Annotated in this window: 30 protein-coding genes; 17 read left to right on the top strand and 13 right to left on the bottom strand. The window is 68.4% G+C overall.

Annotated elements, in window-relative coordinates; genetic code table 11:
• Position 1: 1 nt before the first annotated feature.
• The 3 genes from ACFFII_RS11040 to ACFFII_RS11030 all read right to left on the bottom strand — a co-directional run bounded on the left by ACFFII_RS11040 (position 2) and on the right by ACFFII_RS11030 (position 3,466).
• A complete protein-coding gene (locus tag ACFFII_RS11040; protein ID WP_377698935.1) occupies positions 2-1,474 on the bottom strand; it encodes a carboxypeptidase M32 in 1,473 nt (490 codons plus the stop codon).
• 17 nt (positions 1,475-1,491) lie between these two features.
• A complete protein-coding gene (gene ctaA / locus ACFFII_RS11035; RefSeq protein ID WP_377698934.1) occupies positions 1,492-2,634 on the bottom strand; it encodes a heme A synthase in 1,143 nt (380 codons plus the stop codon).
• Between the two features lie 76 nt (positions 2,635-2,710).
• Entirely contained in the window at positions 2,711-3,466 is a 756-nt protein-coding gene (locus tag ACFFII_RS11030) for an RNA methyltransferase (protein ID WP_377698933.1), read from the bottom strand.
• 187 nt (positions 3,467-3,653) lie between these two features.
• Between ACFFII_RS11030 and ACFFII_RS11025 the strand changes: the two genes are divergently transcribed.
• The 4 genes from ACFFII_RS11025 to ACFFII_RS11010 all read left to right on the top strand — a co-directional run bounded on the left by ACFFII_RS11025 (position 3,654) and on the right by ACFFII_RS11010 (position 7,203).
• On the top strand, positions 3,654-4,262 hold the full coding sequence (locus ACFFII_RS11025; protein WP_377698932.1) for a thiamine phosphate synthase: 609 nt from the start codon (positions 3,654-3,656) through the stop codon (positions 4,260-4,262).
• A gap of 55 nt (positions 4,263-4,317) precedes the next feature.
• Complete coding sequence (gene guaA, locus ACFFII_RS11020; RefSeq protein WP_377698931.1) at positions 4,318-5,877, top strand: glutamine-hydrolyzing GMP synthase; 1,560 nt, start codon at positions 4,318-4,320, stop codon at positions 5,875-5,877.
• Positions 5,878-6,030: 153 nt separating this feature from the next.
• A complete protein-coding gene (locus ACFFII_RS11015; protein WP_377698930.1) occupies positions 6,031-6,816 on the top strand; it encodes a hypothetical protein in 786 nt (261 codons plus the stop codon).
• 21 nt (positions 6,817-6,837) lie between these two features.
• Complete coding sequence (locus ACFFII_RS11010) at positions 6,838-7,203, top strand: putative quinol monooxygenase (protein WP_377698929.1); 366 nt, start codon at positions 6,838-6,840, stop codon at positions 7,201-7,203.
• A 47-nt stretch (positions 7,204-7,250) separates the two neighbouring features.
• On the opposite strand, the gene ACFFII_RS11005 is transcribed toward ACFFII_RS11010, so the two are convergent.
• The 7 genes from ACFFII_RS11005 to alr all read right to left on the bottom strand — a co-directional run bounded on the left by ACFFII_RS11005 (position 7,251) and on the right by alr (position 12,868).
• Positions 7,251-8,207 (bottom strand): hemolysin family protein, encoded by a 957-nt coding sequence (locus ACFFII_RS11005; RefSeq protein ID WP_377698928.1) that lies wholly within the window; start codon positions 8,205-8,207, stop codon positions 7,251-7,253.
• Between the two features lie 5 nt (positions 8,208-8,212).
• Positions 8,213-8,734, bottom strand: a complete 522-nt coding sequence (gene ybeY / locus ACFFII_RS11000) for an rRNA maturation RNase YbeY (protein ID WP_377698927.1) — start codon at positions 8,732-8,734, stop codon at positions 8,213-8,215.
• Positions 8,727-9,845, bottom strand: a complete 1,119-nt coding sequence (locus ACFFII_RS10995) for a PhoH family protein (protein ID WP_377698926.1) — start codon at positions 9,843-9,845, stop codon at positions 8,727-8,729. Before ACFFII_RS10995 ends, ybeY begins: the two co-directional genes overlap by 8 nt.
• A 67-nt stretch (positions 9,846-9,912) precedes the next feature.
• A complete protein-coding gene (locus tag ACFFII_RS10990) occupies positions 9,913-10,677 on the bottom strand; it encodes an ABC transporter ATP-binding protein (protein WP_377698925.1) in 765 nt (254 codons plus the stop codon).
• Positions 10,674-11,465: an MlaE family ABC transporter permease gene (locus tag ACFFII_RS10985; RefSeq protein WP_377698924.1), complete on the bottom strand. Its 792-nt coding sequence runs from the start codon at positions 11,463-11,465 to the stop codon at positions 10,674-10,676. Before ACFFII_RS10985 ends, ACFFII_RS10990 begins: the two co-directional genes overlap by 4 nt.
• Positions 11,431-11,766 (bottom strand): hypothetical protein, encoded by a 336-nt coding sequence (locus ACFFII_RS10980; RefSeq protein ID WP_377698923.1) that lies wholly within the window; start codon positions 11,764-11,766, stop codon positions 11,431-11,433. Before ACFFII_RS10980 ends, ACFFII_RS10985 begins: the two co-directional genes overlap by 35 nt.
• Before the next feature lie 61 nt (positions 11,767-11,827).
• Complete coding sequence (gene alr / locus ACFFII_RS10975) at positions 11,828-12,868, bottom strand: alanine racemase (RefSeq protein ID WP_377698922.1); 1,041 nt, start codon at positions 12,866-12,868, stop codon at positions 11,828-11,830.
• Between the two features lie 174 nt (positions 12,869-13,042).
• Here alr and ACFFII_RS10970 point away from each other — a divergent pair, with 174 nt between their 5' ends.
• The 8 genes from ACFFII_RS10970 (at position 13,043) to ACFFII_RS10935 (ending at position 19,676) form a co-directional block, all read left to right on the top strand.
• On the top strand, positions 13,043-14,575 hold the full coding sequence (locus ACFFII_RS10970) for an acyl-CoA carboxylase subunit beta (protein WP_377698921.1): 1,533 nt from the start codon (positions 13,043-13,045) through the stop codon (positions 14,573-14,575).
• A 44-nt stretch (positions 14,576-14,619) separates the two neighbouring features.
• Positions 14,620-15,324, top strand: coding sequence for a DUF6497 family protein (locus ACFFII_RS10965; protein ID WP_377698920.1), 705 nt, complete (start codon positions 14,620-14,622; stop codon positions 15,322-15,324).
• Between the two features lie 181 nt (positions 15,325-15,505).
• Entirely contained in the window at positions 15,506-15,643 is a 138-nt protein-coding gene (locus ACFFII_RS10960; RefSeq protein WP_377698919.1) for a hypothetical protein, read from the top strand.
• Positions 15,644-15,721: 78 nt separating this feature from the next.
• Positions 15,722-16,120 (top strand): hypothetical protein, encoded by a 399-nt coding sequence (locus ACFFII_RS10955; protein ID WP_377698918.1) that lies wholly within the window; start codon positions 15,722-15,724, stop codon positions 16,118-16,120.
• A gap of 130 nt (positions 16,121-16,250) precedes the next feature.
• Complete coding sequence (locus ACFFII_RS10950; RefSeq protein ID WP_090755490.1) at positions 16,251-16,484, top strand: hypothetical protein; 234 nt, start codon at positions 16,251-16,253, stop codon at positions 16,482-16,484.
• Positions 16,485-16,613: 129 nt separating this feature from the next.
• On the top strand, positions 16,614-16,835 hold the full coding sequence (locus ACFFII_RS10945; protein WP_377698917.1) for a YMGG-like glycine zipper-containing protein: 222 nt from the start codon (positions 16,614-16,616) through the stop codon (positions 16,833-16,835).
• Positions 16,836-16,936: 101 nt separating this feature from the next.
• Positions 16,937-18,994 (top strand): ATP-binding protein, encoded by a 2,058-nt coding sequence (locus tag ACFFII_RS10940; RefSeq protein WP_377698916.1) that lies wholly within the window; start codon positions 16,937-16,939, stop codon positions 18,992-18,994.
• A gap of 4 nt (positions 18,995-18,998) precedes the next feature.
• Positions 18,999-19,676 (top strand): hypothetical protein, encoded by a 678-nt coding sequence (locus ACFFII_RS10935; protein ID WP_377698915.1) that lies wholly within the window; start codon positions 18,999-19,001, stop codon positions 19,674-19,676.
• Here the strand turns inward: ACFFII_RS10935 and ACFFII_RS10930 are convergent.
• Both ACFFII_RS10930 and ACFFII_RS10925 read right to left on the bottom strand, forming a co-directional pair.
• Positions 19,642-19,824 carry a hypothetical protein gene (locus tag ACFFII_RS10930; protein WP_377698914.1) on the bottom strand — a complete coding sequence of 61 codons (183 nt, stop codon included), beginning with the start codon at positions 19,822-19,824 and terminating at the stop codon, positions 19,642-19,644. The two genes, ACFFII_RS10935 and ACFFII_RS10930, sit on opposite strands and share 35 nt — an antisense overlap.
• A 96-nt stretch (positions 19,825-19,920) precedes the next feature.
• Complete coding sequence (locus ACFFII_RS10925) at positions 19,921-20,463, bottom strand: DUF4174 domain-containing protein (protein ID WP_377698913.1); 543 nt, start codon at positions 20,461-20,463, stop codon at positions 19,921-19,923.
• A gap of 45 nt (positions 20,464-20,508) precedes the next feature.
• Here ACFFII_RS10925 and scpA point away from each other — a divergent pair, with 45 nt between their 5' ends.
• The 5 genes from scpA (at position 20,509) to ACFFII_RS10900 (ending at position 25,977) form a co-directional block, all read left to right on the top strand.
• Positions 20,509-22,644, top strand: a complete 2,136-nt coding sequence (gene scpA, locus ACFFII_RS10920) for a methylmalonyl-CoA mutase (RefSeq protein ID WP_377698912.1) — start codon at positions 20,509-20,511, stop codon at positions 22,642-22,644.
• Positions 22,645-22,846: 202 nt separating this feature from the next.
• Complete coding sequence (locus ACFFII_RS10915; protein ID WP_377698911.1) at positions 22,847-23,665, top strand: glycosyl transferase; 819 nt, start codon at positions 22,847-22,849, stop codon at positions 23,663-23,665.
• Positions 23,653-24,162 (top strand): hypothetical protein, encoded by a 510-nt coding sequence (locus tag ACFFII_RS10910; RefSeq protein WP_377698910.1) that lies wholly within the window; start codon positions 23,653-23,655, stop codon positions 24,160-24,162. The genes ACFFII_RS10915 and ACFFII_RS10910 overlap by 13 nt, the downstream gene beginning before the upstream one ends.
• Positions 24,159-24,596, top strand: coding sequence for a methyltransferase family protein (locus ACFFII_RS10905; RefSeq protein WP_377698909.1), 438 nt, complete (start codon positions 24,159-24,161; stop codon positions 24,594-24,596). The genes ACFFII_RS10910 and ACFFII_RS10905 overlap by 4 nt, the downstream gene beginning before the upstream one ends.
• A gap of 79 nt (positions 24,597-24,675) precedes the next feature.
• Positions 24,676-25,977, top strand: coding sequence for a homoserine dehydrogenase (locus tag ACFFII_RS10900; RefSeq protein WP_377698908.1), 1,302 nt, complete (start codon positions 24,676-24,678; stop codon positions 25,975-25,977).
• Here ACFFII_RS10900 and ACFFII_RS10895 read toward each other — a convergent pair whose 3' ends face one another.
• Positions 25,978-26,649 (bottom strand): GntR family transcriptional regulator, encoded by a 672-nt coding sequence (locus ACFFII_RS10895; protein ID WP_377698907.1) that lies wholly within the window; start codon positions 26,647-26,649, stop codon positions 25,978-25,980.
• Between the last annotated feature and the right edge of the window lie 8 nt (positions 26,650-26,657).

Genomic DNA, 26,657 nt, shown 5'->3' with positions numbered 1-26,657 from the left:
CTTACAGCCCGTAGATGCCGGCGAACTTTTCTTCCAGATAGGCCAGCAGCGGCTCGGGCGTGACCGGCCTGCCGGTCGCGCGCTCGACCAGGTCGCGCGGCTCGTAAAGGCCGCCGTGGCGCTGAAGTTTCTCGCGCAGCCATTCGGTGGCGGGCGTCGCGTCCCCGTCCTGAAGGCTGTCGTCGAGGTCCGGCACTGCCGTCCGCAAGGCCGCATTCAGCGCACCGGCATAGACGTTCCCCAGCGCATAGGTCGGGAAATAACCGAACAGTCCGACCGACCAGTGAACGTCCTGAAGGACGCCGTTCGAGGGCCGGTCCACCGCCACGCCGAAGTCGCGCTGGAAGCGGGTGTTCCAAGCCTCCTCCAGGTTGTCGGTGGACAGCCGCCCCGAGATCAGGTCGCGTTCCAGGTCGAAGCGCATCATGATGTGCAGGTTGTATTGCACCTCGTCCGACTCGGTGCGGATGAAACCGGGTGTCACGCGGTTCACGGTGCGGTAGAAGGCATCGGCGTCCGGCACCGACAGCCCGCCCGTCATGTCGGTCATGCGCGCGAACAGCCAGCCGGTGAAGGCACGGCTGCGGCCCAGCTGGTTTTCATAGATGCGGCTTTGGCTTTCGTGGACCCCCATCGACACGCCCCGCCCCAGCGGCGTGAAGGCGTGGTCGGGGTCGATCCCCAGTTCATAGCTGGAATGGCCGACCTCGTGGATCGTCGAGTAGATGCAGTTGAACGGGTCCGTTTCGACGATCCGCGTCGTGATGCGGCTGTCCTGCCAGCGGCCGCTGGAAAAGGGATGGACCGCGATGTCCATCCGCCCGCGCGACCAGTCATAGCCGAAGGCGGTGGCGCAGGCGCGGGCCAGCCGCATCTGGGTTTCCTGCGCGAACCGCCCTTCCAGCGCCTCGGGCTGGTCGGGGGCGCCCAGGATCTCCTCGCGCAGCGCCACCAAGCGGGGGCGCATGGCATCGAACAGGGCGGCGATCTCGGCCTGGGTGGTGCCGGGTTCGTAATCGTCGAGCAGTGCGTCATAGGGGTCGCTGCCGAAGCCCGCGCGGACCAGCGCGTGACCCTGGTCCTGCTTCAGCACGAGGATCTGGTCCAGCGTCGGCAAGAAATCCTGCGGCGCCTCGTTGGCGCGGGCGGCGGCCCAGATGCCCTGCCCGAGGCTCGTCTGACGCGCGATCTCGGTCGCAAGCTCGGCGGGAATGGCATTCGCACGGCCGAAGTCGCGGGCGATCAGGGCGACGATCCGCTCTTCGCTTTCGGTCTGCGGGACGGCCAGTTCAAGCCATTCGCCGATGCGGGGGTCGGTGCGGCGCTCGTGCAGGACGGCCTCGATCGCGGCCATCTCCTCGGACCGCTGCTCGACCGCGCCGCGGGGCATCACGGTTTCCTGGTCCCAGGACAGCCGCTCGGCGATCGAGGACAGGGCCTCGGTCCCGCGCTGGAAAGCCAGCAGCTCGTTCATGGCCGCGTTTTCCGAAATCATCGGATCGTCCCCCGCACGCTGGTTTCATAAGGATAACGCGCATGGTGGCGCGCCCGGATGATCAGGACGAACAGCGCCACGGCGCCGATCTGGTGGGCCAGCGCCTCGGGCAGGGGCGCGCCGTGCATGACGGTCACGATGCCCAGCACGACCTGGAAGGCCACGGCGGCGATCATCACCGTGAAGGCCCCGCGCGTGACCGGATGGGGCGAGCGGCGCGCGCGCAGCCAGACCACGACGGCGAAGACAGCCAGCAGGTAGGCCACCATCCGGTGCGTGAACTGCACCGTGGCCGCGTTCTCGAAGAAGTTGCGCCAGCCGAGCGCGGGGTCCCAGATGGCGTCGGGAATCCACTCGCCGCCCATGGTGGGCCAGCCGGTATATTGCCGCCCGGCGTCGATGCCCGCGACCAGCGCACCGATCAGGATCTGCACGAATGACAGGTGCATCAGGCCCGTGGTCATGGAAAACAGCTTGGGCTCGCCCGCGCGGCGCGCCCGGATCAGCTGCGCTTCGGGGCGGCCGAGGTGGAACACATACCAGGCGATCAGCCCGAGAATGGCAAAGGCCAACCCCAGATGCGTCGCGAGGCGATAGGAGGCGACGGAGGTCATGCCCTCGACCAGCCCGGATGCGACCATCCACCAGCCGATGGCGCCCTGCAGCGCGCCCAGGGCGCCAAGCGTCAGCAGCCGCGGCGTCCAGCCCGGCGGGATGCGCTTCGTCAGCCAGAAGAACAGGAAGCCCACGGCCCAGACAAGGCCCACCGCGCGGCCCAGCTGCCGGTGGCTCCATTCCCACCAGTAGATGCGCTTGAACCCGGCAAGGTCCATGGTCGGGTTTTCCTCGCGGAACTGCGGGATCTGCTGGTATTTGGCGAACTCCGCCTCCCACGCCGCCTGCCCGCTGGGGGGCAGCGCGCCGGTCACGGGCTTCCATTCGGTGATCGACAGGCCCGAGCCGGTCAGCCGCGTGGCCCCGCCCAGCGCGATCATCGCCATGACCATGACAAACAGGACGACCAGCCAGACCCTGATCGCGCCGCGCGCGCCCTTGGACGCGGTGTCGATCAGATTGGCGACGGGTCGGGCGGCAGGTGTCGCGGTGGACACCTCCTCGAAAATCGGGCGCTTGGCCATGCGGGGGCCCCTTCGGTGTTCGCTTGCAGTCGCTTGCGGGACGCGGCCCGGACATTGGCCGTCCGGCCCGCAAAGGTCAATCGGCGCGGGTTTTCCAGGTCAGTTGCCGCACCATCCCGTGCAGGATCTGGACATCCGCCCGGGTCAGCGGCAGGCGCGACCACAGGTTCCGCAGCGTCAGCCGCATGGGCGCGGCCTTTTCGGGCGGGAAGAAGAACCGCGCCTCGGTCAGCTTCTCCTCCCAGTGGTCGGCAAGCTTCTCGATTTCCAGCCGCGTGGCGGGCACCTCGCCCGGCGGACGCTTGGCGGCGGGCGCGGGCTGGGCGGGTAGCGCCTCGCGCCCCCATTCATAGCCCATGAGCAACACGGCCTGCGCGAGGTTCAGCGAGGGGAAATCCGGGTTCACCGGCACCGTCACGATGGCATTGGCCCGCGCGATGTCGTCGTTTTCCAGCCCCGCCCGTTCCGGCCCGAAGATCAGGGCAACGCGGCGTCCCTCGGCCACGAGTCCCCGCGCCTCGGCCATCGCGGTCGCGGGCGTGTGGACCGGCTTGGTCAGCTCGCGGCCTCGGGCGGTCGTGGCATAGGCATGATCCACGTCAAACATCGCCTCGGCCAGCGTCGGGAACACCCGCGCGCGGTCCAGCACCTGCCCCGCCGCGCCGGATGCCATCGCCACGGCGCGGGGGTTCGGCCAGCCATCGCGGGGGTCGACCAGCCGCATCTCGGTCAGGCCGAAGTTCAGCATCGCGCGGGCGGCGGCCCCGATGTTCTCGCCCATCTGCGGGCGCACGAGGATGACGACGGGTTGCAGGGCAGAGGTCTCGGTCATGCGCCGCCCCTAGCGCGCAGCGGCGCCACGGGCAAGCGGGCGGGCAACAAGCCTCATTCTCTCTTCTTCGTGCAAACATCCCGGGATCGTCGTATACGACGATGGGGCAGCGCCCCGGTCCGACGCCCCCTTCCCCGCGCGGCGTCCCTGCGGTATCCCGACCCACTGCCACGAAAGGGACCACGCCATGACCGAGGACGCGCCGCAGCTTTACCTGATCGCCCCCGCGCTGATCCCTGCCTCGGAACTCGGGGACCGGCTTTCGGCGGTGCTGGACGCCCATCCCGTCGCCTGTCTGCGCCTGCTGGGCGCGGGGGACGAGACGGAACTGGGCCGCATCGCCGACCTGGCCCGCGACATCGCTCATGCCCGCGACGTGGCGGTGGTGATCGAGGACCATGTGGCGCTGGCCCTGCGCCACGGCCTTGATGGCGTGCACCTGACCAATGGTGCCCGCGCCGTCCGGCACGCGCGCAAGGAACTGGGCGCGGATGCCATCGTCGGCGCCTTTTGCGGCGGCTCGCGGCACGAGGGAATGAACGCGGGCGAGGCGGGCGTAGATTACGTCTCCTTCGGCCCCTGCGGTCCGACCGCGCTGGGGCATGGAGAGCCTGCCGACCTCGACCTCTTCCAGTGGTGGTCCGAGATGATCGAGGTGCCCGTCGTGGCCGAGGGCGCGCTGGACGCCGCCCTGGTGCGCCGTCTCTGGGGCATCGCCGATTTCATTGCCATCGGCCCCGAGATCTGGTCGGCCGAGGACCCCGCCGCCGCCCTGTCGGCGCTGTGGGGCGTATAGGCAGCCTTTCTCGCACAGGCTTGCCGAGGCCCGCGCGCAAGCCTAAAGCGCGGGCATGACCCAGCACCAGCGCCTGCTCATCATCGACTTCGGCTCTCAGGTCACGCAGCTCATCGCGCGTCGGCTTCGCGAGCTCAACGTGTTTTGCGAGATCCGCCCCTATCAGGCGGTGACCGATGCCGAACTGCGCGCCGACCCGCCGCAGGCCGTGATCCTGTCGGGCGGCCCCGACAGCGTCACACGCGAGGGCAGCCCCCGCGCCCCGCAGGCGCTGTTCGACCTCGGCATCCCCGTCTTCGGCATCTGCTACGGCCAGCAGACGATGATGCAGCAGCTGGGCGGCCGGGTCGAGGCCGGGCACCACGCCGAATACGGCCGCGCCTTCATCGCCCCCGCGCCGGGCCACACGGGCGACGGCATCTTCGCAGGCCTGTTCGCCGACGGGCGCGAGGAAGTCTGGATGAGCCACGGCGACCGCGTCACCGCCCTTGCGCCCGGCTTCGAGGTCATCGGCACCTCGCCCAATGCGCCTTACGCCATGATCGCGGATGAAGTGCGCCGCTTCTATGCCGTGCAGTTCCACCCCGAGGTGCACCATACCCCGAACGGCCGCACCATGCTGGAGAACTTCCTGCGCCTCGCGGGCTTCACCGGCGACTGGACCATGGCCGGCTATCGCGCCGAGGCCGTGCGCCGCATCCGCGAGCAGGTGGGCGACGCCAAGGTCATCTGCGGCCTGTCGGGCGGCGTGGATTCCTCGGTGGCCGCCGTCCTGATCCACGAGGCGATCGGCGACCAGCTCACCTGCGTCTTCGTGGACCACGGCCTTCTGCGGCTGGGCGAGGCCGAGGAGGTCGTGACCATGTTCCGCGACCACTACAACATCCCGCTGATCCATGCCGATGAATCCGAGCTGTTCCTGGGCGAACTGGAAGGCGTCAGCGACCCCGAGGTCAAGCGCAAGACCATTGGACGCCTCTTCATCGACGTGTTCCAGAAGCACGCGGCCGAAATCGGTGGCGCCGAGTTCCTCGCGCAGGGCACGCTCTATCCCGACGTGATCGAATCGGTCAGCTTCTCGGGCGGCCCCTCGGTCACGATCAAGTCGCACCACAACGTGGGCGGGCTGCCCGAGAAGATGGGCCTCAAGCTGGTCGAACCCCTGCGCGAGCTGTTCAAGGACGAGGTCCGCGCCTTGGGCCGCGAGCTCGGCCTGCCTGACCGCTTCATCGGCCGCCACCCCTTCCCGGGCCCCGGCCTCGCCATCCGCTGCCCCGGCGAGATCACGCGCGAGAAGCTCGACATCCTGCGCAAGGCCGACGCCGTCTACATCGACCAGATTCGCAAACACGGGCTTTACGACGAGATCTGGCAGGCCTTTGTGGCGATCCTGCCGGTCCGCACGGTGGGCGTCATGGGCGACGGGCGCACCTATGACTTTGCCTGCGCGCTGCGGGCGGTGACCTCGGTGGACGGGATGACGGCAGATTACTATCCCTTCACGCACCAGTTCCTGGGCGAGACGGCGACCCGGATCATCAACGAGGTCAAGGGCATAAACCGCGTGACCTACGACATCACCTCGAAGCCCCCGGGCACGATCGAATGGGAATAAACGCGTACTGACGCGAAAGACCGGAGACCTCCGGGATCTGCCCAACATTCCTTGGCGGATGATTGGCAAACATCCGTTCTTGTGCATGATCCGAGGGGACAAGCGTTCCGTCGAGAACCGATCATGCGCAGATTGCAAGTCCTTCTTCTCGCCTTGAGCCTGCCTTTTTCGGCAGTTCCTGCCCATGCCGCCGAGGCCCTGTGCGAGATCACGGCCAAGGGGGAACGCGTGGACGGCCCCTGCCGATTCTCGGCCCGCCGTGGCGGCAGCTTCGACATCGCCATGATGGACGAGCGCACGATGGGCGGCGCGAGTTCGCTGTCGCTGGATGTCGTCGGCCCCGGTATGGGCGAGGTGCGCGGCCTGACGCCCTTCGGCGTTCGGTCCCGCTGGGGCGAGGCGCGGCGGATGGTCCAGGACCGGGCCTGCTGGCGGGGTGCGGACTTCACCATCTGCGTCCGTGCCGCGGGCAACACTACCTCCGACGCCGGAAACAAGGGCGGCGTGTTCGTCGGCCGCTGCCACATGGAAGGCTGCACCTGGCTCAGCCAGTCCCCTGCCCGCGAGATCGGACAGGGCAGCGCGGCTGTCCCCGGCCGGCGCGTCGAGTCCACCGTCACCGTGGCGCAAAGTGAACTTTCCGGCGGCCTTTATCCGACCTCCGCTCCTGCTGGACTGGCCTGGTCCAAGCCCCACAACGTTCAGTTCTTCTGTTCGCCCGCGCGCCCTGCGTTCCAGACTGACGACGGAAGCTGGCTGGTCCTGCCCCTGCCCGAGGTCTACGGCGCGACGGAAAGCGTCACGCGGCAATACCTGCGCGCCTGCCACCCCGGCGCCGCGACCGATGATCCTTACGAAAGTCCCAAGGCCCTTGGCTATTCCGCCGGGATGCCGCAGCAGGACAGCTATCCCGATTTCGATGCCCTGATCCGGGGCTGATCGCCACGAAGGAGAATGCCCGTGTCAGCCTGCGCCTGCGGCCAGCACCACGCCCACCATGACTGCGCCCGCCCCCACCCGGTCGGATCCCAGGTCGCGCTGTCGGGACAGATCACCTGCGCCGATATGGGGCAACTCATGGCCCTTCTGACGCATGTCGAGGCCCATGTCGCTGCCAGCCGCGCCGAGCCGGGATGCCTTTTCTTCGAGATCGCGCAGACGGACGACCCGCTGGTCTGGCGCGTCGAGGAACTGTTCCGCGACGCGGCCGCACTGGAAGCCCATCGCGCCCGCACCAAGGCAAGCCCCTGGGCCGCCGCAACCTCGGACATTCCCCGGCAGATCCGCGAGATCATGGCTAGGGGTGACGTGGTGCCCGCTGGCTGAGGGCCTATAAGGCGGGCGCGCAGCACGCGCGCCCCGCCGTTGTCGGATCAGGCGATGGTTCCGCCTTCAGCCGTGCCGGGAAGGCGCAAGCGAACGCGTTTGATGCGCCGGGCATCGGCATCCACCACCTCGAACTGGACGCCGCTGTCGTCAGTCACGACCTCTCCCCTGACAGGCACATGTCCCGCCAGCATGAAGATCAGGCCGCCCAAGGTGTCGATCTCTTCCTCGTAGACGCCGCTGATCAGCTTGACGCCGATCTCGGCCTCGACCCGGTCGATGGGGGCGCGGGCCAGGACAAGCCACTGGCCGGGGCGTTCCTGCACCCACAACCCGTCCTCGCTTTCGTCATGTTCGTCGTCGATCTCGCCGATGACCTGCTCGATCAGGTCCTCGATCGTGACCAGCCCGTCCACCCCGCCGTATTCGTCGATCACCAGCGCCATGTGGATGCGCTTCTGCTGCATCTGCTGCAGCAGCGCGCCGATGGGCATCGAGCCTGGAACGTAAAGCAGCGGCCTGAGCAGGGGACGCAGCGCGAAACGTGGCGCGCCCTTGGGGGCGAAGCCGTGCTTGAGCGCCAGATCCTTCAGGTGGATCAGACCTAGCGGCTGGTCCAGGTTGCCGCGATAGACCGGGACGCGGGAATAGCCATGCTCGCGGAAGACCTCGACCAGTTCGGGCAGGCCGACGGTCACCGGGACCGCCACGATGTCGGTCTTGGTCACGGCGACGTCGTCCACCGACATGCGCCGCAGGTTGAGGATGCTGGGCGCCTCGGCCGAGGTCGCGGCCTCCATCATGCTGTCCGGGGCGTCCTCGGGCTCGGGGGCCAGCGGCCCCAGCGTCCTGAGGATGCGGCCCAGAAAGCCACGGGCGGGTGGATCGGGTGTCTCGGGGGGCGGGGCTTCCCACTCAGCAAGAGGGTGGGAATGGAGGGTCCTGTTCGGACTGGGAGGTTCGGCGTCGCCTGAAGCTTCGCCGGGACTCTGGGGATCGTTCATGGGACTCAGTGCTCTCGGTAAGGGTCCGGAATGCCGAGGCTGGCGAGAATCGAACGCTCGGCATCCTCCATGGTTTCCGCGTCGGCATCCGCCTCGTGGTCATAGCCGGCCAGGTGCAGGATCGCGTGGACCAGAAGATGGGTGACATGGTCGGCAAAGGGCTTGCCCTGCGCCTCGGCCTCGGCCTTGCAGGTGTCGAAGCTGATGGCGATGTCGCCCAGCTCGTCCGTTTCGGGCGGGACCGGCACGTCGCCGGGCGCGCGGGGCGCAGGCTCGACCGAGGGCCAGCTGAGCACGTTCGTGGGCTTGGCCTTGCCCCGGAAGTGGTCGTTCAACGCGGCGATGCGGGCGTCATCGCAACCCATCACCACGATCTCGACCGCGTCGATGCCCAAGTGGCGGGTCGCAGCCGCCGCTGCCCGCTCGGCCATGCCTTGCAGGTCGACGTCCAGCCAGCGCTCGTCCTCGATGACGATATCGACGGGGTCGGGCTCGGGCAGGGTGTCAGGGTTGGACAGGTCAGACATCGCGCGACCCCTCAGGGCCGCGGCGCCAGTCGCGGCGGGGCGGATAGCCGCCATAACCCTGTGCAGGGCGGTCATCGCTGCCGCTGGCCTCGTCGTCCGCGTCATAGGCCTGGATGATGCGGGCGACCAGCGGGTGACGCACCACATCCGAGGCGGTAAAGTAGCTGAACGAGATCCCCGGCACGCCCGCGAGGATGCGTTCCGCGTCGCGCAGGCCGGACTGGACGCCGCGCGGCAGGTCCACCTGGGTGCGGTCGCCGGTGATGACCATGCGCGAGCCCTCGCCCAGGCGGGTCAGGAACATCTTCATCTGCATGGTGGTGGCGTTCTGCGCCTCGTCCAGCACGACAAAGGCATTCGCCAGCGTCCGGCCCCGCATGAAGGCCAAGGGCGCGATCTCGATCCGCTTTTCCTCCATCAGCTTCTGCATCTGGCGCGCGGGCAGGAAGTCGTTCAGCGCGTCATAGAGCGGCTGCATGTAGGGATCGACCTTTTCCTTCATGTCGCCCGGCAGGAAACCCAGCCGCTCGCCCGCCTCGACAGCGGGGCGCGACAGGATGATGCGGTCCACATGGCCGTCGATCAGCATGGTGACGCCGACGGCGACGGCCAGATAGGTCTTGCCCGTGCCCGCCGGGCCGATCCCGAAGGCAAGCTCGTTGGCGAAAAGAGAGCGGACATAGTCGCGCTGCGCCTCGGTGCGCGGCTCGACGATCTTCTTGCGGGTCCGCAGCTCGACCTTGCCTTGGCCGAACATCTCGAGCTGCTGGGCCGGGGTGGCGGCGGGGCCATCAGCCTCGGTGCCCATGCGCAGGGCCGATTCGACCTCGGTCAGTTCGACCGCGCGGCCCTGTTCCAGGCGGGCGTAAAGGCCGCGCAGGATCTGCGCCGCCTCTGCCTGCGCCTCGGCCGGGCCAACGACGGACAGCTGGTTGCCACGCCGCAGGACGTGGACGCCCAGCGCCTGCTCGATCCGGGCCAGATGGCGGTCATGGGGGCCGCACAGGTCCATGAGCAGGCGGTTGTCGGGAAACTCAAGCAGGGTCTCGCCCGCTGCGGCGGAAGGGTTTGTCGGGGTCAGACCCACTGCGTCCTCGTCTGTGGCTTGCATTCATGTTGCAGGCGGGGGTGGGCGAAGGCAAGCCTCGGGCCACAAATGTGCGGATGCTCGGCAGCGCTCATCCTCGCGGCCCGGTTGCGGCGAGTGGTCCCCAGTCCAGCGGCTCGCCCTGCACAAAGGCGCGCAGCACCGGGTCGTCGGCCCCATCCATCTGCGCGACGGGCCCCTGCCAGCGCACCCTGCCCTGATCCAGCAAGGCCACGCGGTCGGCGATGGTCCGCACGCTGGTCATGTCATGGGTGATGGTCACGGCGGTCGCGCCCGTCTCGGTCACGATGTCGCGGATCAGGCGGTTGATCGCAGCCGCTCGCTGGGGATCAAGGCCGGTGGTCGGCTCGTCGAAGAAGATCACCCGGGGGTCGGCGGCGATGGCGCGGGCAAGACCCACGCGCTTGCGCATCCCCCCGGACAGGTCGGCCGGCATCCGGTCCGCGACCTCGGGGCCAAGGCCCACGCGGGCCAGCCGCTCGACAGCTCGGGCGCGGGCCTGGTCGGCGGGCATCACACGCAACAGCCGGAAGGCCACGTTGCGCCAGACGGGCAGGCTGTCGAACAGCGCGGCGTTCTGGAACAGCATCCCGAAGTCGCGCATGAACCGCGCCCGCACGACGACCGAGGCAGGCTGGCCGTCCAGCAGGACCTCGCCCGCGTCGGCGCTTTCCAACCCCAGGATCGTGCGCAGCAGCACCGACTTGCCGGTGCCCGAGCCGCCGATCACGACAAGGCTCTCGCCCCGCGCGACGGTCAGGTTTACGCCGTCCAGCACCCTTTGAGGCCCGAAGGACTTGCAAAGGCCGCGCGTCTCGATGACCGGCGCGCTCATGTAAAGAACAATCCCGTAAGGACAAAATTCGCGGCAAGGATACCGACCGACGCCGCGACGACCGCGTTTGTCGTCGCCCGCCCCACGCCCGCCGCGCCGCGGCCCGCGTTCATCCCGAACCAGCAGCCGGCCAGCGCCACGATGAAGCCGAAGGCCGCGCCCTTCAGCAGCCCCGACAGCACGTCCCAGGTTTCAAGATAGGCCCAGGAGTTCGCCAGATAAGCCTGCGAGGTGAAGCCCAGCGTCGTCGTCCCGATCAGCCAGCCGCCCATGATGCCGATCGTATCGCCCACGCCCACAAGGACCGGCACCGACAGGATCGCGGCCCAGAGGCGCGGCCTCACAAGCCAGCCCACCGGGTCGGTGGACAGCGTCACCAGCGCGTCGATCTGTTCCGTCACGCGCATCGAGCCGATCTCGGCCGCGATCGACGAGGCGACCCGTGCTGCCACCATCAACCCGCCCAGGACGGGCCCGAGTTCCCGCACCATGCCGATCGCCACAATGGCGGGCACCACGTCGCCCGCCTGGAACCGCTCACCGCCCGCGTTGATCTGCAGGGCCAGCGCAGCGCCGGTGAAAAGCGCCGTCAGCCCCACGACCGGCAGGGACAGCCAGCCGATGCGCAGCAGTTGTTCGGCCAGCAGCCGGGGCGAGAACCCCGGCGCGGCCAGTCCCCGCGCGGCGAAGATGGCGACCGCGCCGATCCCGCGCAGAAGCGCCAGCGTGGCGCGGCCGACTGCGCGGACGGGGTCAGGCCGGAAGGGGTTGGGCGCGGGTCGGGTCAAGGGGCAGATCGATCCGCAGGCGGCGGGACAGTTCGGCCGGATCGGAGGAGGAGCTGGACAATTTGAAACCTTCGCTCAGCAGGTGCTTCACATACATCTTGTTGTAGATGAAGGCGAAGACCAGTTGCGCGAAGCCCAGAGTGATCCAGCCGATCAGGAAGATGATCAGCGCCCCGGTCCAGTGCCCCCGGAACAGCGCCGGAAAGAAGCCGAAGAACAGCGTTGTCCAGGAAAATCCGACCGGCGCCTGCTTCAGCGCCCCGGTCTGCGGGTGGTGAAAGTCGATCGTCGCGTAAGCCATGCCGAATCCTCCTGAGGCGATGAGACAGGAGATTGCGTAGCATGGGGTCCCTAACCGACAGTTAAGCCGGCCGGTAATCGCGCGGATAGCGCGAACCCAGCGAGGTCAGGATCTCATAGCCGATGGTCCCGGCCAGGCGCGCGAGATCCTCGATGCCCTGCCGGGCGTTCATGATCTCCAGCCTGTCCGGCACATCGGGCAGGTCAGTCACATCGACCGTGATGAGGTCCATCGAGACGCGGCCCACGACCGGCGCGCTGCGGTCCCCAGCCCAAAGCATCAGCCCCTTGCCCGAAAGGGCGCGCGGCAGTCCGTCCGCATAGCCGGCCGAGACCGTGGCGATCCGGCTGGTACGCGGCGCGATCCATGTGCAGCCGTAGCCCACCGCCTCGCCCGCCGCGACGCTGCGGGTCTGTATCACCTCAAGCGCAAGGGTAACGACAGGACGCGCGTCGAGGAACGGCTCGCCGCCGTAAAGGCCGATGCCGGGGCGCGTCACGTCGAAGTGATAGTCGGGACCCAGCAGGATGCCGCCCGTCGCCGCCAGCGAGCGGGGCGCCGTCACGCCCTCGGTCATCTCGCGGAAGGCGCGAAGCTGGGCAGCGTTGGCGGGATGGCCCGGCTCGTCGGCGCACATCAGGTGCGACATGACCAGCGCCGGGCCCGTGCCCTCGTCCGTGCCCGCCGACAGCGCCTCGGACCAGACCGAGGCCCATTCGGCGGGCTCAAACCCCAGCCGGTTCATGCCGGTGTCGAGCTGGATCGCAAACGGTGCGCGGGGCCGCAGGGCGCGGTCGCGGAAGAACTGCTCGGGGCTGTTCAGCACGGGGATCAGCCCGGCCAGGTCCTGCCCCGGCATGTGCCCGGACAGCACGAAGATGCGGGCATCCGGCGCAAGCAGAGGGCGAATCGCCCTGCCCTCGAAGGCCTGCGCCACGAAGAAGTCGCGCGCGCCCGCCGCGTAAAGCGCCGGCGCCACCTGCGCCGCGCCTAGGCCATAGGCATCCGCCTTGACCACCGCGCCGGGGCGCGCGCTTGGTGCGCGGTCCGCGAGCGCCTTCCAGTTCGCCACAAGGGCACCGAGGTCGATCGTCAATCCCATGCGCCACGGCATGACGGGGGCCAAGGGTCGCGTCAAGGCCCTGCATCCGTCGGTGTTTGCCATTTTGCGGCAATTGGCCGCCGTTAACAGGCCACTTTGCAAACTTCCCCCTTTCCGCTTTGCGTCACCACCGGCTTTCCCTATTGTCCCGCCAGGCATGGACGGAGGGGCGGCATGAAGGACATCGTCGAACAGCTGGAAGACCGGCGGCAGCAGGCGCGCATGGGCGGTGGCCAGCGCCGTATCGACGCGCAGCACGCGCGCGGCAAGCTGACGGCGCGCGAGCGGCTGGACATCCTTCTGGACGAGGGCTCGTTCGAGGAGTTCGACATGTTCGTCCGCCACCGTTCCACCGACTTCGGGATGGAGGATGACCGCCCCTACGGCGATGGCGTCGTGACCGGCTGGGGCACCATCAACGGCCGCATGGTCTATGTCTTCAGCCAGGACTTCACCGTCTTTGGCGGCTCGCTTTCGGAAACCCATGCGCAGAAGATCTGCAAGATCATGGACATGGCGATGCAGAACGGCGCGCCGGTGATCGGGCTGAACGACTCGGGCGGCGCGCGCATCCAGGAAGGCGTGGCGTCGCTTGCCGGCTACGCTGACGTGTTCCAGCGGAACGTCATGGCCAGTGGCGTGATCCCGCAGATCAGCGTCATCATGGGGCCCTGCGCGGGTGGCGCGGTCTATTCGCCGGCCATGACTGACTTCATCTTCATGGTGAAGGACACCTCCTACATGTTCGTGACCGGCCCGGATGTGGTGAAGACCGTGACCAACGAGGTCGTCACGGCGGAACAGTTGGGCGGTGCATCGACCCACACGAAGAAGTCCTCGGTCGCCGACGGCGCCTTCGAGAATGACGTCGAGGCGCTGTCCGAGATCCGCCGCCTGTTTGACCTCCTGCCGCTGTCGAACCGGGAAAAGGCCCCGACCCGGCCCTTCTTCGACGACCCGGCGCGGATCGAGCCGTCGCTGGACACGCTGATCCCTGATAACCCGAACCAGCCCTATGACATGAAGGAGCTGATCACGAAGGTCGCCGATGAAGGCGACTTCTACGAGATCCAGCGCGACTTTGCGGGCAACATCATCACCGGCTTCATCCGCATCGAGGGGCAGACGGTCGGCGTCGTGGCCAACCAGCCGATGGTGCTGGCGGGCGTGCTGGACATCGACTCCAGCCGCAAGGCCGCGCGCTTCGTGCGTTTCTGCGACGCCTTCAACATCCCGATCCTGACGCTGGTGGACGTGCCGGGCTTCCTGCCGGGAACCTCGCAGGAATACGGCGGCGTCATCAAGCACGGGGCGAAGCTGCTGTTTGCCTATGGCGAGGCGACGGTGCCGAAGGTCACGGTCATCACCCGCAAGGCTTATGGGGGGGCCTATGACGTCATGTCCTCCAAGCACCTGCGGGGCGATTTCAACTACGCCTGGCCCACGGCCGAGATCGCCGTGATGGGCGCCAAGGGCGCGGTCGAGATCCTGTATCGCAGCGAGCTGGGCCAGGCCGACAAGATCGCCGCGCGGACGAAGGACTACGAGGACCGCTTCGCCAACCCCTTCGTGGCGGCCGAGAAGGGCTTCATCGACGAGGTGATCCAGCCCCATTCGACCCGCAAGCGGGTGGCACGGGCCTTTGCCTCGCTGCGCAGCAAGCAGCTGTCCAACCCCTGGAAGAAGCACGACAACATCCCGCTGTGACGCCATTGTCCGCCGCTCTTCTCCTTGCCTCGACCGCAGCCGGAATGGCCGCGAACGGTGCGCAGCCGCTGATCCCGGTGCCCTCGGGCGCCGAGGTCTGGCTGCAGGAAGAGCTGACGGACCGTGTCCCGGGTCTGGGGCTGGTGCAGCGCTATCGCTTCGTCATGCCCTCGCTGGCGACCCTGGTCCCGCCCTTGGACGAGGGTGACATGGCCGAGGGACTGCCCCCCGAGATGCTGGACGAGCCCTTCGGCGAGGATGTGCCCCTGACGCCCGAAGAGCAGGCCGAACTGGACGACGCCCTGGGCGACCTGATCATCCAGGAGGTTCCCGACGACAGCGCGGGCGGCCTGTCGCTCCAGCCGCTGCCGGACAGCGGCGGCATCAACGACGCGCCCCTGCCGTCCGAGCTTGCGCCGCCGGACGCCACCCTGCCCGAGGGGGCCGAGGGAAGTCCGCTGGACGAGGCCCACCAGGACGAGGCGGCGCTGGGGGCTGGGGGCGAGATGGCGCTGCCGGCGGCCCCGGACATCCTGATGCAGGACCCCGTCCACCGCGACATCGTCTGGCTGTGCGAGAACTATGCCCTGCCCCGTCTGGCCGGGCAGTCGCCGCGCCCGAGCCAGGTGGTGATCTCGATGGCCTCGGCGCCCAGCCCCTTCGGCAGCTTCGACCCCGGGATCGTGCAGCTTTTCGAGGGGTTCTCGATCCCCGCCAACCGTGACGCCTGTGTGTGGGAACCGATGTGATGATCTGCAAGGACTGCGGCGGCAGCCGCCCTGATGCAACCCTGCCACATGGCGCGCGCGGCGCGTCGGCCGCGCCCTGTCCCCTGTCGGGCGCCCCGGCTAACATGTGCCGGCGGCCGCGCGGTGCGGTCCGCTCATCGAGCAGCCGGGGCACTCAGACCCCGCCTAACAGGAGCCATTCATGTCCAAAAAGCTCGCCCTCGCGCTGGTTCTCGCCGGCCTGGTCTCGGCCTGCCAGCAGCAGCAGCCCGCGCCGACCCCGGCGCCCGTCGTCGTGGCGCCCGAGCCTGTGTTCCAGGGCAAGTACGGCGCCAACTGACGCCTTGCGGCGCGGGCCCTCGGGTCCGCGCATCGCCGCCGCCGCGCCGCTTTGCGTCCTTTCGAGAGGCGAGGCATCATGCTGAAGCATCGCGGTTTCCCCGGACGGCTTCCGTCCACCGACCACCAGTTCGTCATTCGCCGCGCCAGTCCCAAGGGGGCAACCAAGCTGGTCGCGCGCGAACGCTATCGTGACCGCTCGCCCGGCGACCGGCGCGCCGATGCGGGCTTTCTGGCCGCGCTGATCGAACATTTCGGCGACGAGCCCTTCGAGCGCGGCAACCTCGACGCGGGCCGCCTGTCCTGGCTGCTGGGGCGCGAGGTCGTGCCTGTCGGCAAGCTGAATCCGACCAGCTACGAGCAGCTTCTTCGCGTCGACCTCAAGCGTGCCGAGGCAAGCTTCCCCGAACTCTTCGCACCGGACGCCCGTGAGACTTTTCGCTGGGATGACGAGGACTTCGACGAGGAAGATGAGTGATGCGCGGGATGATGCCTGTGTGTGCGCCATCACCCGCTTGTCAGTTTGACGTCCCGTTCGGGGATGTCATAGTGATCGCGCACGCTAAACCACTCGCCCGCTCGCGGGCCACGAATACAGGCAGAATACCATGCAGAAATCCTTCCTCCTCCGCGTTTGCGGCGCGGCCCTGCTCGTCGGCACCGTTGCGGCTTGCCAGCCCGGCTACGGTACCGGCCTGTCGCCCGACGCGCAGCGTGCCGCGGGTGGCGCAGTCGCGGGTGCCGTCGTCGCCAAGGCGCTGGACGAGCGCGTGTCGACCGGCGCCCTCATCGGCGGTGCGGCGGGTGCCCTGTGCGACGACGTGGGCGTCTGCGCCCCCTGAGCGGAACCCTGACCCCTGGCTGGCGTTGATCGCCAGCCAAGACGGTTCGAATTCCAAATGGCCGGGAGTCACTGCGCAGGGGCACGCTGCCCGGGTGCAAGGTCCCGGCCTCTCGTTGAAGGATATCTCATGTCCCGGAAGCTCCTCATCGTGGGCGGTCTCAGCGCGGCGCTGCTGGCCGGCTGCACGCAGAACATCCAGCCCACCGACGCCGACCGCGCCATCATCGGCGCGGGCGCCGGCTATGTCGTCCAGCAGGTTCGCGGCAAGGGCGGCAGCGACCGCCTCAAGGGCGCGGCGATCGGCGCCGTCGGCGGCGCGCTTTGCGACGACGTCCGTCTCTGCCAGTAAGCTGACCCGCGCGCGTCTCGCGCGTTTCCAGTCCTTTTCCGCCGTCCCGGTCTGATCGACCGGGGCGGCTTTCTCATATCCAGCGCCACCAAGGGACACGCATGTTCAAGAAGATCCTGATCGCCAACCGCGGAGAGATCGCCTGCCGCGTCATCAAGACCGCACGGAAGATGGGGATCGCCACCGTCGCCGTCTATTCGGACGCCGACCGCAACGCGCTGCATGTCCGCATGGCCGACGAGTCGGTCCATATCGGCCCCCCGCCTGCGAACCAGTCCTATATCGTGATCGACAGGATCATGGAGGCCATCCGCCAGACCGGCGCCGAGGCGGTGCATCCGGGCTATGGCTTCCTCAGCGAGAACATGAACTTCGCCGCGGCCCTTGAGAAAGAGGGCGTGGTCTTCGTCGGCCCGCCCTCGCCCGCGATCGAGGCCATGGGCGACAAAATCACCTCGAAGAAGATCGCGCAGGAGGCCGGCGTCTCGACCGTCCCCGGCTACATGGGCCTGATCGCGGATGCCGACGAGGCGGTGCGGATTGCCTCGCAGATCGGCTATCCGGTGATGATCAAGGCCAGCGCCGGCGGCGGCGGCAAGGGGATGCGGATCGCCTGGAACGACCAGGAAGCGCGCGAGGGCTTCGAGTCCTCGAAGAACGAGGCCGCCAGCAGCTTCGGTGACGACCGCATCTTCATCGAGAAGTTCGTGACCCAGCCGCGCCACATCGAAATCCAGGTGCTGGCCGACAAGCACGGCAATTGCGTCTACCTGCACGAACGCGAGTGCTCGATCCAGCGCCGGAACCAGAAGGTCATCGAGGAGGCGCCCTCGCCCTTCCTCGACCCCAAGACGCGCCGCGCCATGGGCGAGCAGGCAGTCGCCTTGGCCAAGGCCGTCGGCTACACCTCGGCAGGCACGGTCGAGTTCATTGTTGACGCGAACAAGAACTTCTACTTCCTTGAAATGAATACCCGTCTTCAGGTCGAGCATCCGGTGACGGAACTCATCACCGGCGTCGATCTGGTCGAGCAGATGATCCGGGTCGCCGCTGGCGAGCCGCTGCCTTTCACCCAAGGTGACCTGAAGATCACCGGCTGGGCCATCGAAAGCCGCCTTTATGCCGAGGACCCCTATCGCAACTTCCTGCCCTCGATCGGGCGGCTGACGCGCTATCGTCCGCCCGTCGAAACGGCGGCAGGTCCGCTGCTGGAGGCGGACAAGTGGGTGCCCGCCCATCCCGGCGACGCCCCCCCTGCGGCGGACACCGGCGTCCGCAACGACACCGGCGTCTACGAGGGCGGCGAGATCTCGATGTACTACGACCCGATGATCGCCAAGCTCTGTACCTGGGCACCCGACCGCGCCGGGGCCATCGAGGCGATGCGCCGGGCGCTGGACGGCTTCGAAGTCGAAGGCATCGGCCACAACCTGCCCTTCCTGTCGGCGGTGATGGATCATCCCCGCTTCGTCTCGGGCGACATCTCGACGGCCTTCATCGCCGAGGAATATCCCGAGGGCTTCCAGGGTGCGACCCTGCCGTCTGAGCAGATGGAACGTGTCGCGGCCGCCGCGGCCGCCATGCACCGCGTCGCGGAAATCCGCCGCACCCAGATCACCGGCCGGCTGGACAACCACGAGCGCCGCGTGGGTGAGAACTGGGTCGTCGTGCTGAACGGGCAGGAGTTCCCGGTCCGCGTCCGCGCCGACAGGACCGGCTCGTCCGTCGAGGTGAACGGCCGCAGCTTGCGGGTGGAATCGGACTGGAAGCCCGGCATGTCGCTGGCCCGCCTGACGGTGGACGGCGAGCCGCTGGCGCTGAAGGTGGACAAGATCGCCGCCGGGATGCGCCTGCGGACGCGCGGCGCCGACCTCAAGGCCCATGTGCGGCGTCCCCGCACGGCGGAACTCGCGCGGCTGATGCCGGAAAAGCTGCCGCCCGACACCTCGAAGTTCCTGCTTTGCCCGATGCCGGGCCTTGTCGTCCGCATCAACGTGCAGCCCGGTGACGAGGTGCAGGAGGGCCAGGCGCTGGCCACTGTCGAGGCCATGAAGATGGAGAACATCCTGCGCGCCGAGCGCCGCAGCACTGTCAAGTCGGTCAACGCCGAAGCCGGGCAGAGCCTCAAGGTCGACGACGTCATCATGGAGTTCGAGTGAGCAGGTGGACCTGCGCGGGCTGTTCCTGAACGACCGGGTCGCCGCGGCGCTCGTCACCGCCCTTGTCGGCGGTGGCGTGGTGGCGGCCGGATGGTTCTGGACGCACGCGCTGTCGCGCCGCCGCGACCGCCAGCTGCGCGAGGAGCGCGTGGGCGACATCCAGCGCGCGCTGCTGGCCGAGATCCGCGCCCATGTGGCCGCGCTGGAAGGGCAGACGCTGGATGACCCGGACGCGCGCGAGGCGATGGTGGCGCGTCTGGCTCAGGGGCGTCATGTTCCGATCCTGCCGCATGACGCCAACGACCGCATCTTCCGCGCCATTGTCGAGGAGGTGCACATCCTGCCCGAATGGGCCATCGACCCGGTGGTGCGCTATTACCGCCTGCTGGCCGTCCGCTCGGCCTTGGCGCAGGACATTCGCGCCAATGCCAAGGACCAGCCCGAACGCGCGACCGAGATGTTCCGCGACTACCTGACGCTGAACGACGAGACGCTGATGACCGGGCGCCGCGCGATGATCATCCTGACGGCAAGTCTGGAGGGTGGGCGCGAGGCGGTCGAGGCCCTTGCAGCCGCCGCCCGTCAGAGAGAGGCCGCGCGCATTGCCGCGACCCTGCCCGGTGAACTGGCGCGGTTGCGCGCCGGTCTCAATACGCGATCTTCGGACCCGAGAGGCCGGTAATGGGAGGCAATCCGATCACCGCCGCAATCTCGTTCGAATTGCGGGCATTCAGCAGACGCTCGACCAGTTCGTCGGTCGTGGCGGGCCGCTTGACCTGCCGCGGCGGTGGCGGGTTCTCGATCTTGCGCGGTGAAGTTTCCCTGGCCATGGCTTTGTCCCTTCATGCGCGGTGCAGCAAGGCGCATCCTTCACGGATCAAGATAGTTGCGCCGCGCCGGTTCCGCAATGAAATCGCGCGCAACGCCTATCGCCCGCCGCTGGCCCGCGTCTCCTCGCGCCGGACGGGGGTCTTGTCGATCGCCCGGCCGATCTCGCGCGTGTCCCACGGAAAGGGCTTGCGGTCGATCACCGTGCCGTCGGTGTCGAGGATGATCAGCGCGAACCCCCGCGGCCTCAGCTTCTGCCGCCAGGCCGAGTTGGCAGCGGGGTCGGTATCGGTGATGACGACCACGTCCCGCCGCGCCATCGCGGCCGGATCGCGGGCCAGAAGCTCCATCTGCGTGATGAAGGCGGGCTCCTGCGCGGTATCGGCAAAGACGATGACGGGGCGGCTTTCGAACAGAAGCGACTCGGGGGAAACCTCGGCAGCCGCACGGATGTCCAGTTCGGCCGGGCCGGGCGCGGGGACGCCGGCATCCGGCGCCCGGGCTGCGACGGGGCGCGCGGGGGCCGCGCGTTCGACACGGACCGGCTCGGGCGGAGGCGTAGGCGCGCCCATGGCAAGAGCCTGCGTTCCCAGCCCCGCCGCCAGCGCCAGGCCCGACATTTTCCAAATCCAGATCGTCATGTTTCAGAATATAGCGACTGCGGTCGCATCGGAAAGGACCAAGCCATGACCCGGACCCCCGACCTCGATCTCTGGCGCAGCCTCGCCTCGAAGGAACTGAAGGGCGCCGATCCCGACACGCTGAACTGGGACACGCTGGAAGGCATCACCGTCAAGCCGCTGTATACCGAGGCGGACACGGCGGGGCTGGATCACATGGGCAGCCTGCCCGGCGTCGCGCCCTTCACCCGCGGCCCGCGCGCGACGATGTATGCCGGCCGTCCCTGGACGATCCGGCAATATGCGGGCTTCTCGACCGCCGAGGAGTCGAACGCCTTCTACCGCCGCAACCTCGCCGCCGGGCAACAGGGCGTGTCGGTGGCCTTCGACCTAGCGACCCACCGCGGCTATGACAGCGACCACCCGCGCGTGGAAGGCGACGTCGGCAAGGCGGGCGTCGCCATCGACAGCGTCGAGGACATGAAGATCCTGTTCGACGGCATCCCGCTGGACAAGGTGTCGGTGTCGATGACCATGAACGGCGCGGTGATCCCGATCCTCGCGAACTTCATCGTGGCGGGCGAGGAGCAGGGCCACGACCGCTCGGTGCTGTCGGGGACCATCCAGAACGACATCCTCAAGGAGTTCATGGTCCGCAACACCTACATCTATCCGCCCGAGCCCTCGATGCGGATCATCGCGGACATCATCGGCTACACCTCGCGCGAGATGCCAAAGTTCAACTCGATCTCGATTTCCGGCTATCACATGCAGGAAGCCGGGGCGAACCTCGTGCAGGAACTGGCCTATACGCTGGCGGACGGGCGGGAATATGTCCGCGCGGCCATCGCGGCGGGCATGGACGTGGACGCCTTTGCCGGGCGTCTGTCCTTCTTCTTTGCCATCGGCATGAACTTCTTCATGGAAATCGCCAAGCTGCGCGCCGCGCGCCTGCTGTGGCACCGGATCATGACCGAGTTCGGGGCCAGGAAGCCGTCCAGCCTGATGCTGCGGACGCATTGCCAGACCTCGGGCGTGTCCCTGCAGGAGCAGGACCCCTACAACAACGTGATCCGCACCGCTTATGAGGCGATGAGCGCGGCCCTTGGCGGCACGCAATCGCTGCACACCAACGCGCTGGACGAAGCGATCGCGCTGCCGACGGATTTCTCGGCTCGCATCGCCCGGAACACTCAGCTGATCCTGCAGGAGGAAACGGGCATCACCCATGTCGTCGATCCCCTGGCCGGGTCCTATTACGTGGAAAGCCTGACTGCCGAACTGGCCGAAAAGGCCTGGGCCATCATCGAGGAAGTCGAGGCGATGGGCGGCATGACCAAGGCGGTCGCCTCGGGCCAGCCCAAGCTGCGGATCGAGGAAACCGCGGCGCGGCGGCAGGCCATGATCGACCGCGGCGAGGAAGTGATCGTCGGCGTCAACAAGTACCGCAAGGACAAGGAAGACCCGATCGACATCCTCGACATCGACAACATGGCCGTGCGCCGCAGCCAGATCGAGCGGCTGGAGCGCATCCGGGGGACCCGCGACCAGTCCGCCTGCGATCAGGCGCTGGCCGAGGTCGAGCGCCGCGCGCGCGAGGGCGGCAACTTGCTGGAAGCGGCGGTCGAGGCTGCCCGCGCCCGTGCAACCGTGGGAGAGATCAGCATGGCGATGGAAAAGGTCTTCGGCCGCCACCGGGCCGAGGTGAAGACCCTGGCCGGCGTCTATGGCGCCGCCTACGAGGGCGACGAGGGCTTCGCCCAAATCCAGCGCGACGTCGAAACCTTTGCCGAGGAAGAAGGCCGCCGTCCCCGGATGCTGGTCGTCAAGATGGGCCAGGACGGCCACGACCGCGGCGCCAAGGTGATCGCCACGGCCTTTGCCGACATCGGCTTCGACGTGGACGTGGGCCCGCTGTTCCAGACCCCCGAGGAAGCCGCGCAGGACGCCATCGACAACGACGTCCACATCGTCGGCATCTCCTCGCAGGCTGCGGGCCACAAGACGCTGGCCCCGAAGCTGATCGAGGCGCTGAAGGCGCAGGGCGCGGACGACATCATCGTCATCTGCGGCGGCGTGATCCCGCAGCAGGACTATGCCTTCCTGCGCGACGCGGGCGTGGCCGCGATCTTCGGCCCCGGCACCAACATCCCGGCCGCCGCGCGCGAGATCCTGGGGATCGTCCGCGAACGACGGGGCTGAGGCCCTTGCGTCGCCGCTGGACCAGGGGCTCCCGCTTCAGGGCTCTTGCCCCTGCCTCGGGGCCGTTTGAGCGAAGAGGAAGCCGGCCAGCAGTTTCTTCTTCGCCCAAATATCCTAGGGTGAGGTCCCGCAAGGGGCCGAGGGGCGAAGCCCCTGCTTCGGGTGCTTGCCGCAGCCGGTCCTCCGTGCGACCACTGAGCCCATGACCGGCACGATCAAGCAGATCATCTGCATCAAGTGGGGCACAAAGTTCGGCCCCGAATACGTCAACCGCCTGCGGGGGATGATCGCGCGCAACATCACGCCGCCCTTCCGGCTGGTCTGCTTCACCGACGACGGCACCGGCCTGCACCCCGAGATCGCCGTTCGCCCCCTGCCCCGCTTCGACTACGAGCCGCCGAAGAACACGCTGGGCAAATGGCCCAAGTCGCGGCTGTGGGGGGATCTGGGCGACATCACCGGAACGGTGCTGTTTCTGGACCTCGACGTGGTGATCGTCGGAAACCTCGACGGTTTCTTCTCCTTCGGCGATCCCGAGGACACGGTGCTGGCCACCAACCCCCAGAAGGTGAAGCCCTTCGAGAAGCTGGGCCAGACCTCGGTCTACCGGATGCGGGTGGGCAAGCTCGCCACCTTGCAGCAGATCTTCCGCGCCGACCCTCAGGCGGTCGCCGACGAATACCGCTTCGAGCAGCGCTTCGTCACCCGCCGCGCGCCGGACGGCGTCAAGTTCTGGCCCAAAGGCTGGGTTGTCCATTTCCGCGCCGACTGCGTGCCCGCCTTCCCGGCTCGCTACTGGCGTGCGCCGCGCATCCCCAAGGGCGCCAGGATCGTCATCTTTGCGGGCAGCCTGAACCCGCCCGACGCCATTCTCGGCCGGTGGAGCGAGAAGGACACCCCGCGCGATCCGGCGGACCACCTGCGCGCCGGCTTCGACGGACGGCGGCGCGAAAGCCTGCCTCGGCACCTGCGCCATTATCTCCGCCCCGCCGATTGGGTCGGCAGGCTGTGGCGCGAATAGACGGAGCCCCCGCCGTCTGGCACGAGCTGCCCGCGCCGCTGGCAGCCGAGCTGGGCCAGACCATCGCCAGCTTTGGCCATGTCGAGGACATGCTGAAGCGCGCCATCTTCGCACTCGACCGCCATCGCCTGCCCGGCGGCATCGCCGAGGCCGACTTCCGCGCCTGGCTGCGGCGGATGGACCACGTTGCGGCGGATTCGCTGGGCACGCTGATCGAGCGGCTGGAACGCACACTCGCCCGCGAGAACGTGGCTGACCCCGAACTGCTGGGGCAGCTGGACGAGATCAAGAACTGGCGCAACCTGCTGTGCCACGCGGCATGGACGCCCGCAGCAGGCGGCTGGCAGCCACGCTTTGCAAACACTCAAGGCGAGATCTTCGAGGATACCCTAGACGCCAGCGACCTTGCGGCGATCCGCGCGATGACGTTGGATGCCGCGCGCCGGGTCGCCCGCTTCATCCACGCGCTGGACGACGGCAACGGAGTGTCGGAGTGATACGGAAGCTGTTTGCCTATCCGCAGGTCTGGCTGGTGATCTTCACCGGGCTGGCGTTCCTTGCCGGACGCCTTGCGCCGATGCCGACCGCCCCTCTGCCGGGGTGGGCGCTGGTGGGGGCCGGGCTTGCGCTGATGGCAGTCGCGGCGGTGACGATGCTGCGCGCGGGCGCGACGGTCGATCCGACGCGGCAGCCCACGGCACTGGTCACGGATGGCATTTTCCGATTCACGCGGAACCCTATCTATCTGGGCGATCTGCTGATCGTGGCGGGGCTCTGCCTTGTCTGGCAGCCCCTCGCCGCACTGGTGCTGGTGCCCGGCTTCCTTCTGGTGATCGACCGCATGTTCATCCGGCAGGAAGAAGCATGGCTGCGTGCCCGCGACGCCGCCGGTTTCGAGGCCTGGGCCGCGCGCACCCGGCGCTGGCTGTAAGCGCCCGCGTTGCCAACCCATCTACCCCGCGCTAACACCCCGGCGACCCCTGCGCCCCATTCCTGACACGAGGCTTTCCATGTCCCCCACCCCCTCGCCCGCGCCGCTGCGCCTTGGCATCGCCGGTCTGGGGACCGTCGGGATCGGCGTGGTCAAGATCATCCAGAACCACCCCGACCTGATCGCGCTGCGCTCGGGCCGCCCGGTCCGGATCACCGCCATCTGCGCGCGCGACCGGACGCGCAACCGCGACGCCGACCTGTCGGGCTATGCCTGGGTGGACCAGGCGCGCGACCTTGCCCTGCGCGACGACGTGGACGTGGTCGTTGAACTGATCGGCGGCGACGAGGGCCCCGCACGCGAACTGATCGAGCTGGCGCTGGACCAAGGCAAGGACGTCGTCACCGCCAACAAGGCGCTGCTGGCCGTCCACGGGCAGGCTCTCGCCGAGCGGGCCGAGGCGCAGGGCCGCACCATCCGCTTCGAGGCGGCGGTCGCAGGCGGCATCCCGGTCATCAAGGCCATGACCGAAAGCCTGGCGGGCAACCGCATCAAGCGCGTCATGGGCGTCATGAATGGCACCTGCAACTACATCCTGACCCGCATGCAGTCGGCGGGCCTGCCCTATGAGACCGTTTTCGAGGAAGCCCGACGCCTCGGCTATCTCGAGGCTGATCCGACGCTGGACGTGGGCGGCATCGACGCCAGCCACAAGCTCGCGATCCTCGCCTCGATCGCCTTCGGCACCCAGGTCGCCTTCGAAGGCGTCGAGATCGAGGGGATCGAGCGCGTGTCCATCGACGACATCAGCCGCGCCGCCGACATGGGCTATCGCATCAAGCTGCTGGGCGTGGCGCAGATGACGGGCCGTGGTCTGGAACAGCGGATGTCGCCCTGCCTTGTGCCCTGCGACAGCCCGCTGGGGCAACTGGAGGGCGGCACCAACATGGTGGTGATCGAGGGCGATGCGGTCGGCCAGATCGTCCTGCGCGGCGCGGGCGCCGGCGAAGGGCCAACCGCCAGCGCGGTCCTGTCCGACATCGTGGAACTGGCGCGCGGCGTGCGCATGCCTGTCTTCGGCCAGCCCGCCACGACCCTGGACACCCCCCAGCCTGCGCGGACGGCGGTACCGGCAGCCTATTACCTGCGGCTGACGCTGGCCGACAAGCCGGGGGCGCTGGCCAAGGTGGCGACGGTGCTGGGCGACGCAGGGATCTCAATCGACCGGATGCGGCAGTACGGTCATGCTTCGGGCGCGGCCCCGGTGCTGATCGTCACCCACAAGACCACGCCCGAGGCCATCGAACACGCCATGCAGGCCCTGCCCCGCACCGGCGTCGTCGAGGGCGAGCCGGTCGAACTGCGTATCGAGGAAGTCTGATCAGCGCCCGGCTTCGGCCGGGGCGGGCAGCAGATGGCGCAGGCCCTGCGTGACGTCGGTCCGCACGGCCAGACGCAGCGCGGGCTCGTCGCCCGCCCGCAGCGCGGCCAGGATCATGCGGTGGTGGCGCGGCGCCTCGTTCCGGCGCATCCGCTGATAGACGGCGCGCATGGTCGGCCCCAGCTGCAGCCAGATCGTTTCCAGCATCGCCAGCATCGCGGGCGCCTGCGCGCGCAGGTAGAGCGTTCGGTGAAATTCCAGGTTCGTGCGGATATAGCCGACCGCGTCGTGGTTCTGCGCGGCCTCTCCGATGGCGGTGTTGATCGCGGCCAGCCGGTCGATCAGCGCAAAATGCGCGCGCGGCAGGGCGCGGCTGGCAAGTTCCGGCTCGATCAGCGCGCGCAGGGCGGCAAGCTCCTCGATCCGCTCGACCGACAGCGCGGGCGTGGAGACGCGCCCCGAGGCCGACAGCGTCAGCGCACCCTCGGCCACCAGTCGCCGCACGGCCTCACGCGCGGGCGTCATGCTGACGCGCTCCTCGGCGGCGATCCCGCGCAAAGTCAGGGCCCGGCCGGGCGGCAGTTCCCCCAGCATGATCCGCGTCCTCAGGGCCCGATACAGCCGCTCATGCGCGGCGGGAGGGGACGGGGCGAGGGCGCGAGGAGTGGCCATGGACTGCG

The sequence above is a fragment of the Paracoccus niistensis genome (genome assembly GCF_042432925.1).
GTDB lineage: Bacteria > Pseudomonadota > Alphaproteobacteria > Rhodobacterales > Rhodobacteraceae > Paracoccus > Paracoccus niistensis.
Note: the sequence above shows the minus strand (reverse complement) of the source record. Positions and strands in the feature narration are given on the sequence as shown.

Coding starts and splice junctions, on each gene's coding strand:
- ACFFII_RS11040 (WP_377698935.1), bottom strand. CDS start 1,474: ATGAACGAGCTGCTGGCTTTCCAGCGCGGGACCGAGGCCCTGTCCTCG.
- ctaA (WP_377698934.1), bottom strand. CDS start 2,634: ATGGCCAAGCGCCCGATTTTCGAGGAGGTGTCCACCGCGACACCTGCC.
- ACFFII_RS11030 (WP_377698933.1), bottom strand. CDS start 3,466: ATGACCGAGACCTCTGCCCTGCAACCCGTCGTCATCCTCGTGCGCCCG.
- ACFFII_RS11025 (WP_377698932.1), top strand. CDS start 3,654: ATGACCGAGGACGCGCCGCAGCTTTACCTGATCGCCCCCGCGCTGATC.
- guaA (WP_377698931.1), top strand. CDS start 4,318: ATGACCCAGCACCAGCGCCTGCTCATCATCGACTTCGGCTCTCAGGTC.
- ACFFII_RS11005 (WP_377698928.1), bottom strand. CDS start 8,207: ATGAACGATCCCCAGAGTCCCGGCGAAGCTTCAGGCGACGCCGAACCT.
- ybeY (WP_377698927.1), bottom strand. CDS start 8,734: ATGTCTGACCTGTCCAACCCTGACACCCTGCCCGAGCCCGACCCCGTC.
- ACFFII_RS10995 (WP_377698926.1), bottom strand. CDS start 9,845: ATGCAAGCCACAGACGAGGACGCAGTGGGTCTGACCCCGACAAACCCT.
- ACFFII_RS10990 (WP_377698925.1), bottom strand. CDS start 10,677: ATGAGCGCGCCGGTCATCGAGACGCGCGGCCTTTGCAAGTCCTTCGGG.
- ACFFII_RS10980 (WP_377698923.1), bottom strand. CDS start 11,766: ATGGCTTACGCGACGATCGACTTTCACCACCCGCAGACCGGGGCGCTG.
- alr (WP_377698922.1), bottom strand. CDS start 12,868: ATGGGATTGACGATCGACCTCGGTGCCCTTGTGGCGAACTGGAAGGCG.
- ACFFII_RS10970 (WP_377698921.1), top strand. CDS start 13,043: ATGAAGGACATCGTCGAACAGCTGGAAGACCGGCGGCAGCAGGCGCGC.
- ACFFII_RS10965 (WP_377698920.1), top strand. CDS start 14,620: ATGGCCGCGAACGGTGCGCAGCCGCTGATCCCGGTGCCCTCGGGCGCC.
- ACFFII_RS10960 (WP_377698919.1), top strand. CDS start 15,506: ATGTCCAAAAAGCTCGCCCTCGCGCTGGTTCTCGCCGGCCTGGTCTCG.
- ACFFII_RS10955 (WP_377698918.1), top strand. CDS start 15,722: ATGCTGAAGCATCGCGGTTTCCCCGGACGGCTTCCGTCCACCGACCAC.
- ACFFII_RS10950 (WP_090755490.1), top strand. CDS start 16,251: ATGCAGAAATCCTTCCTCCTCCGCGTTTGCGGCGCGGCCCTGCTCGTC.
- ACFFII_RS10945 (WP_377698917.1), top strand. CDS start 16,614: ATGTCCCGGAAGCTCCTCATCGTGGGCGGTCTCAGCGCGGCGCTGCTG.
- ACFFII_RS10940 (WP_377698916.1), top strand. CDS start 16,937: ATGTTCAAGAAGATCCTGATCGCCAACCGCGGAGAGATCGCCTGCCGC.
- ACFFII_RS10930 (WP_377698914.1), bottom strand. CDS start 19,824: ATGGCCAGGGAAACTTCACCGCGCAAGATCGAGAACCCGCCACCGCCG.
- ACFFII_RS10925 (WP_377698913.1), bottom strand. CDS start 20,463: ATGACGATCTGGATTTGGAAAATGTCGGGCCTGGCGCTGGCGGCGGGG.
- scpA (WP_377698912.1), top strand. CDS start 20,509: ATGACCCGGACCCCCGACCTCGATCTCTGGCGCAGCCTCGCCTCGAAG.
- ACFFII_RS10915 (WP_377698911.1), top strand. CDS start 22,847: ATGACCGGCACGATCAAGCAGATCATCTGCATCAAGTGGGGCACAAAG.
- ACFFII_RS10900 (WP_377698908.1), top strand. CDS start 24,676: ATGTCCCCCACCCCCTCGCCCGCGCCGCTGCGCCTTGGCATCGCCGGT.
- ACFFII_RS10895 (WP_377698907.1), bottom strand. CDS start 26,649: ATGGCCACTCCTCGCGCCCTCGCCCCGTCCCCTCCCGCCGCGCATGAG.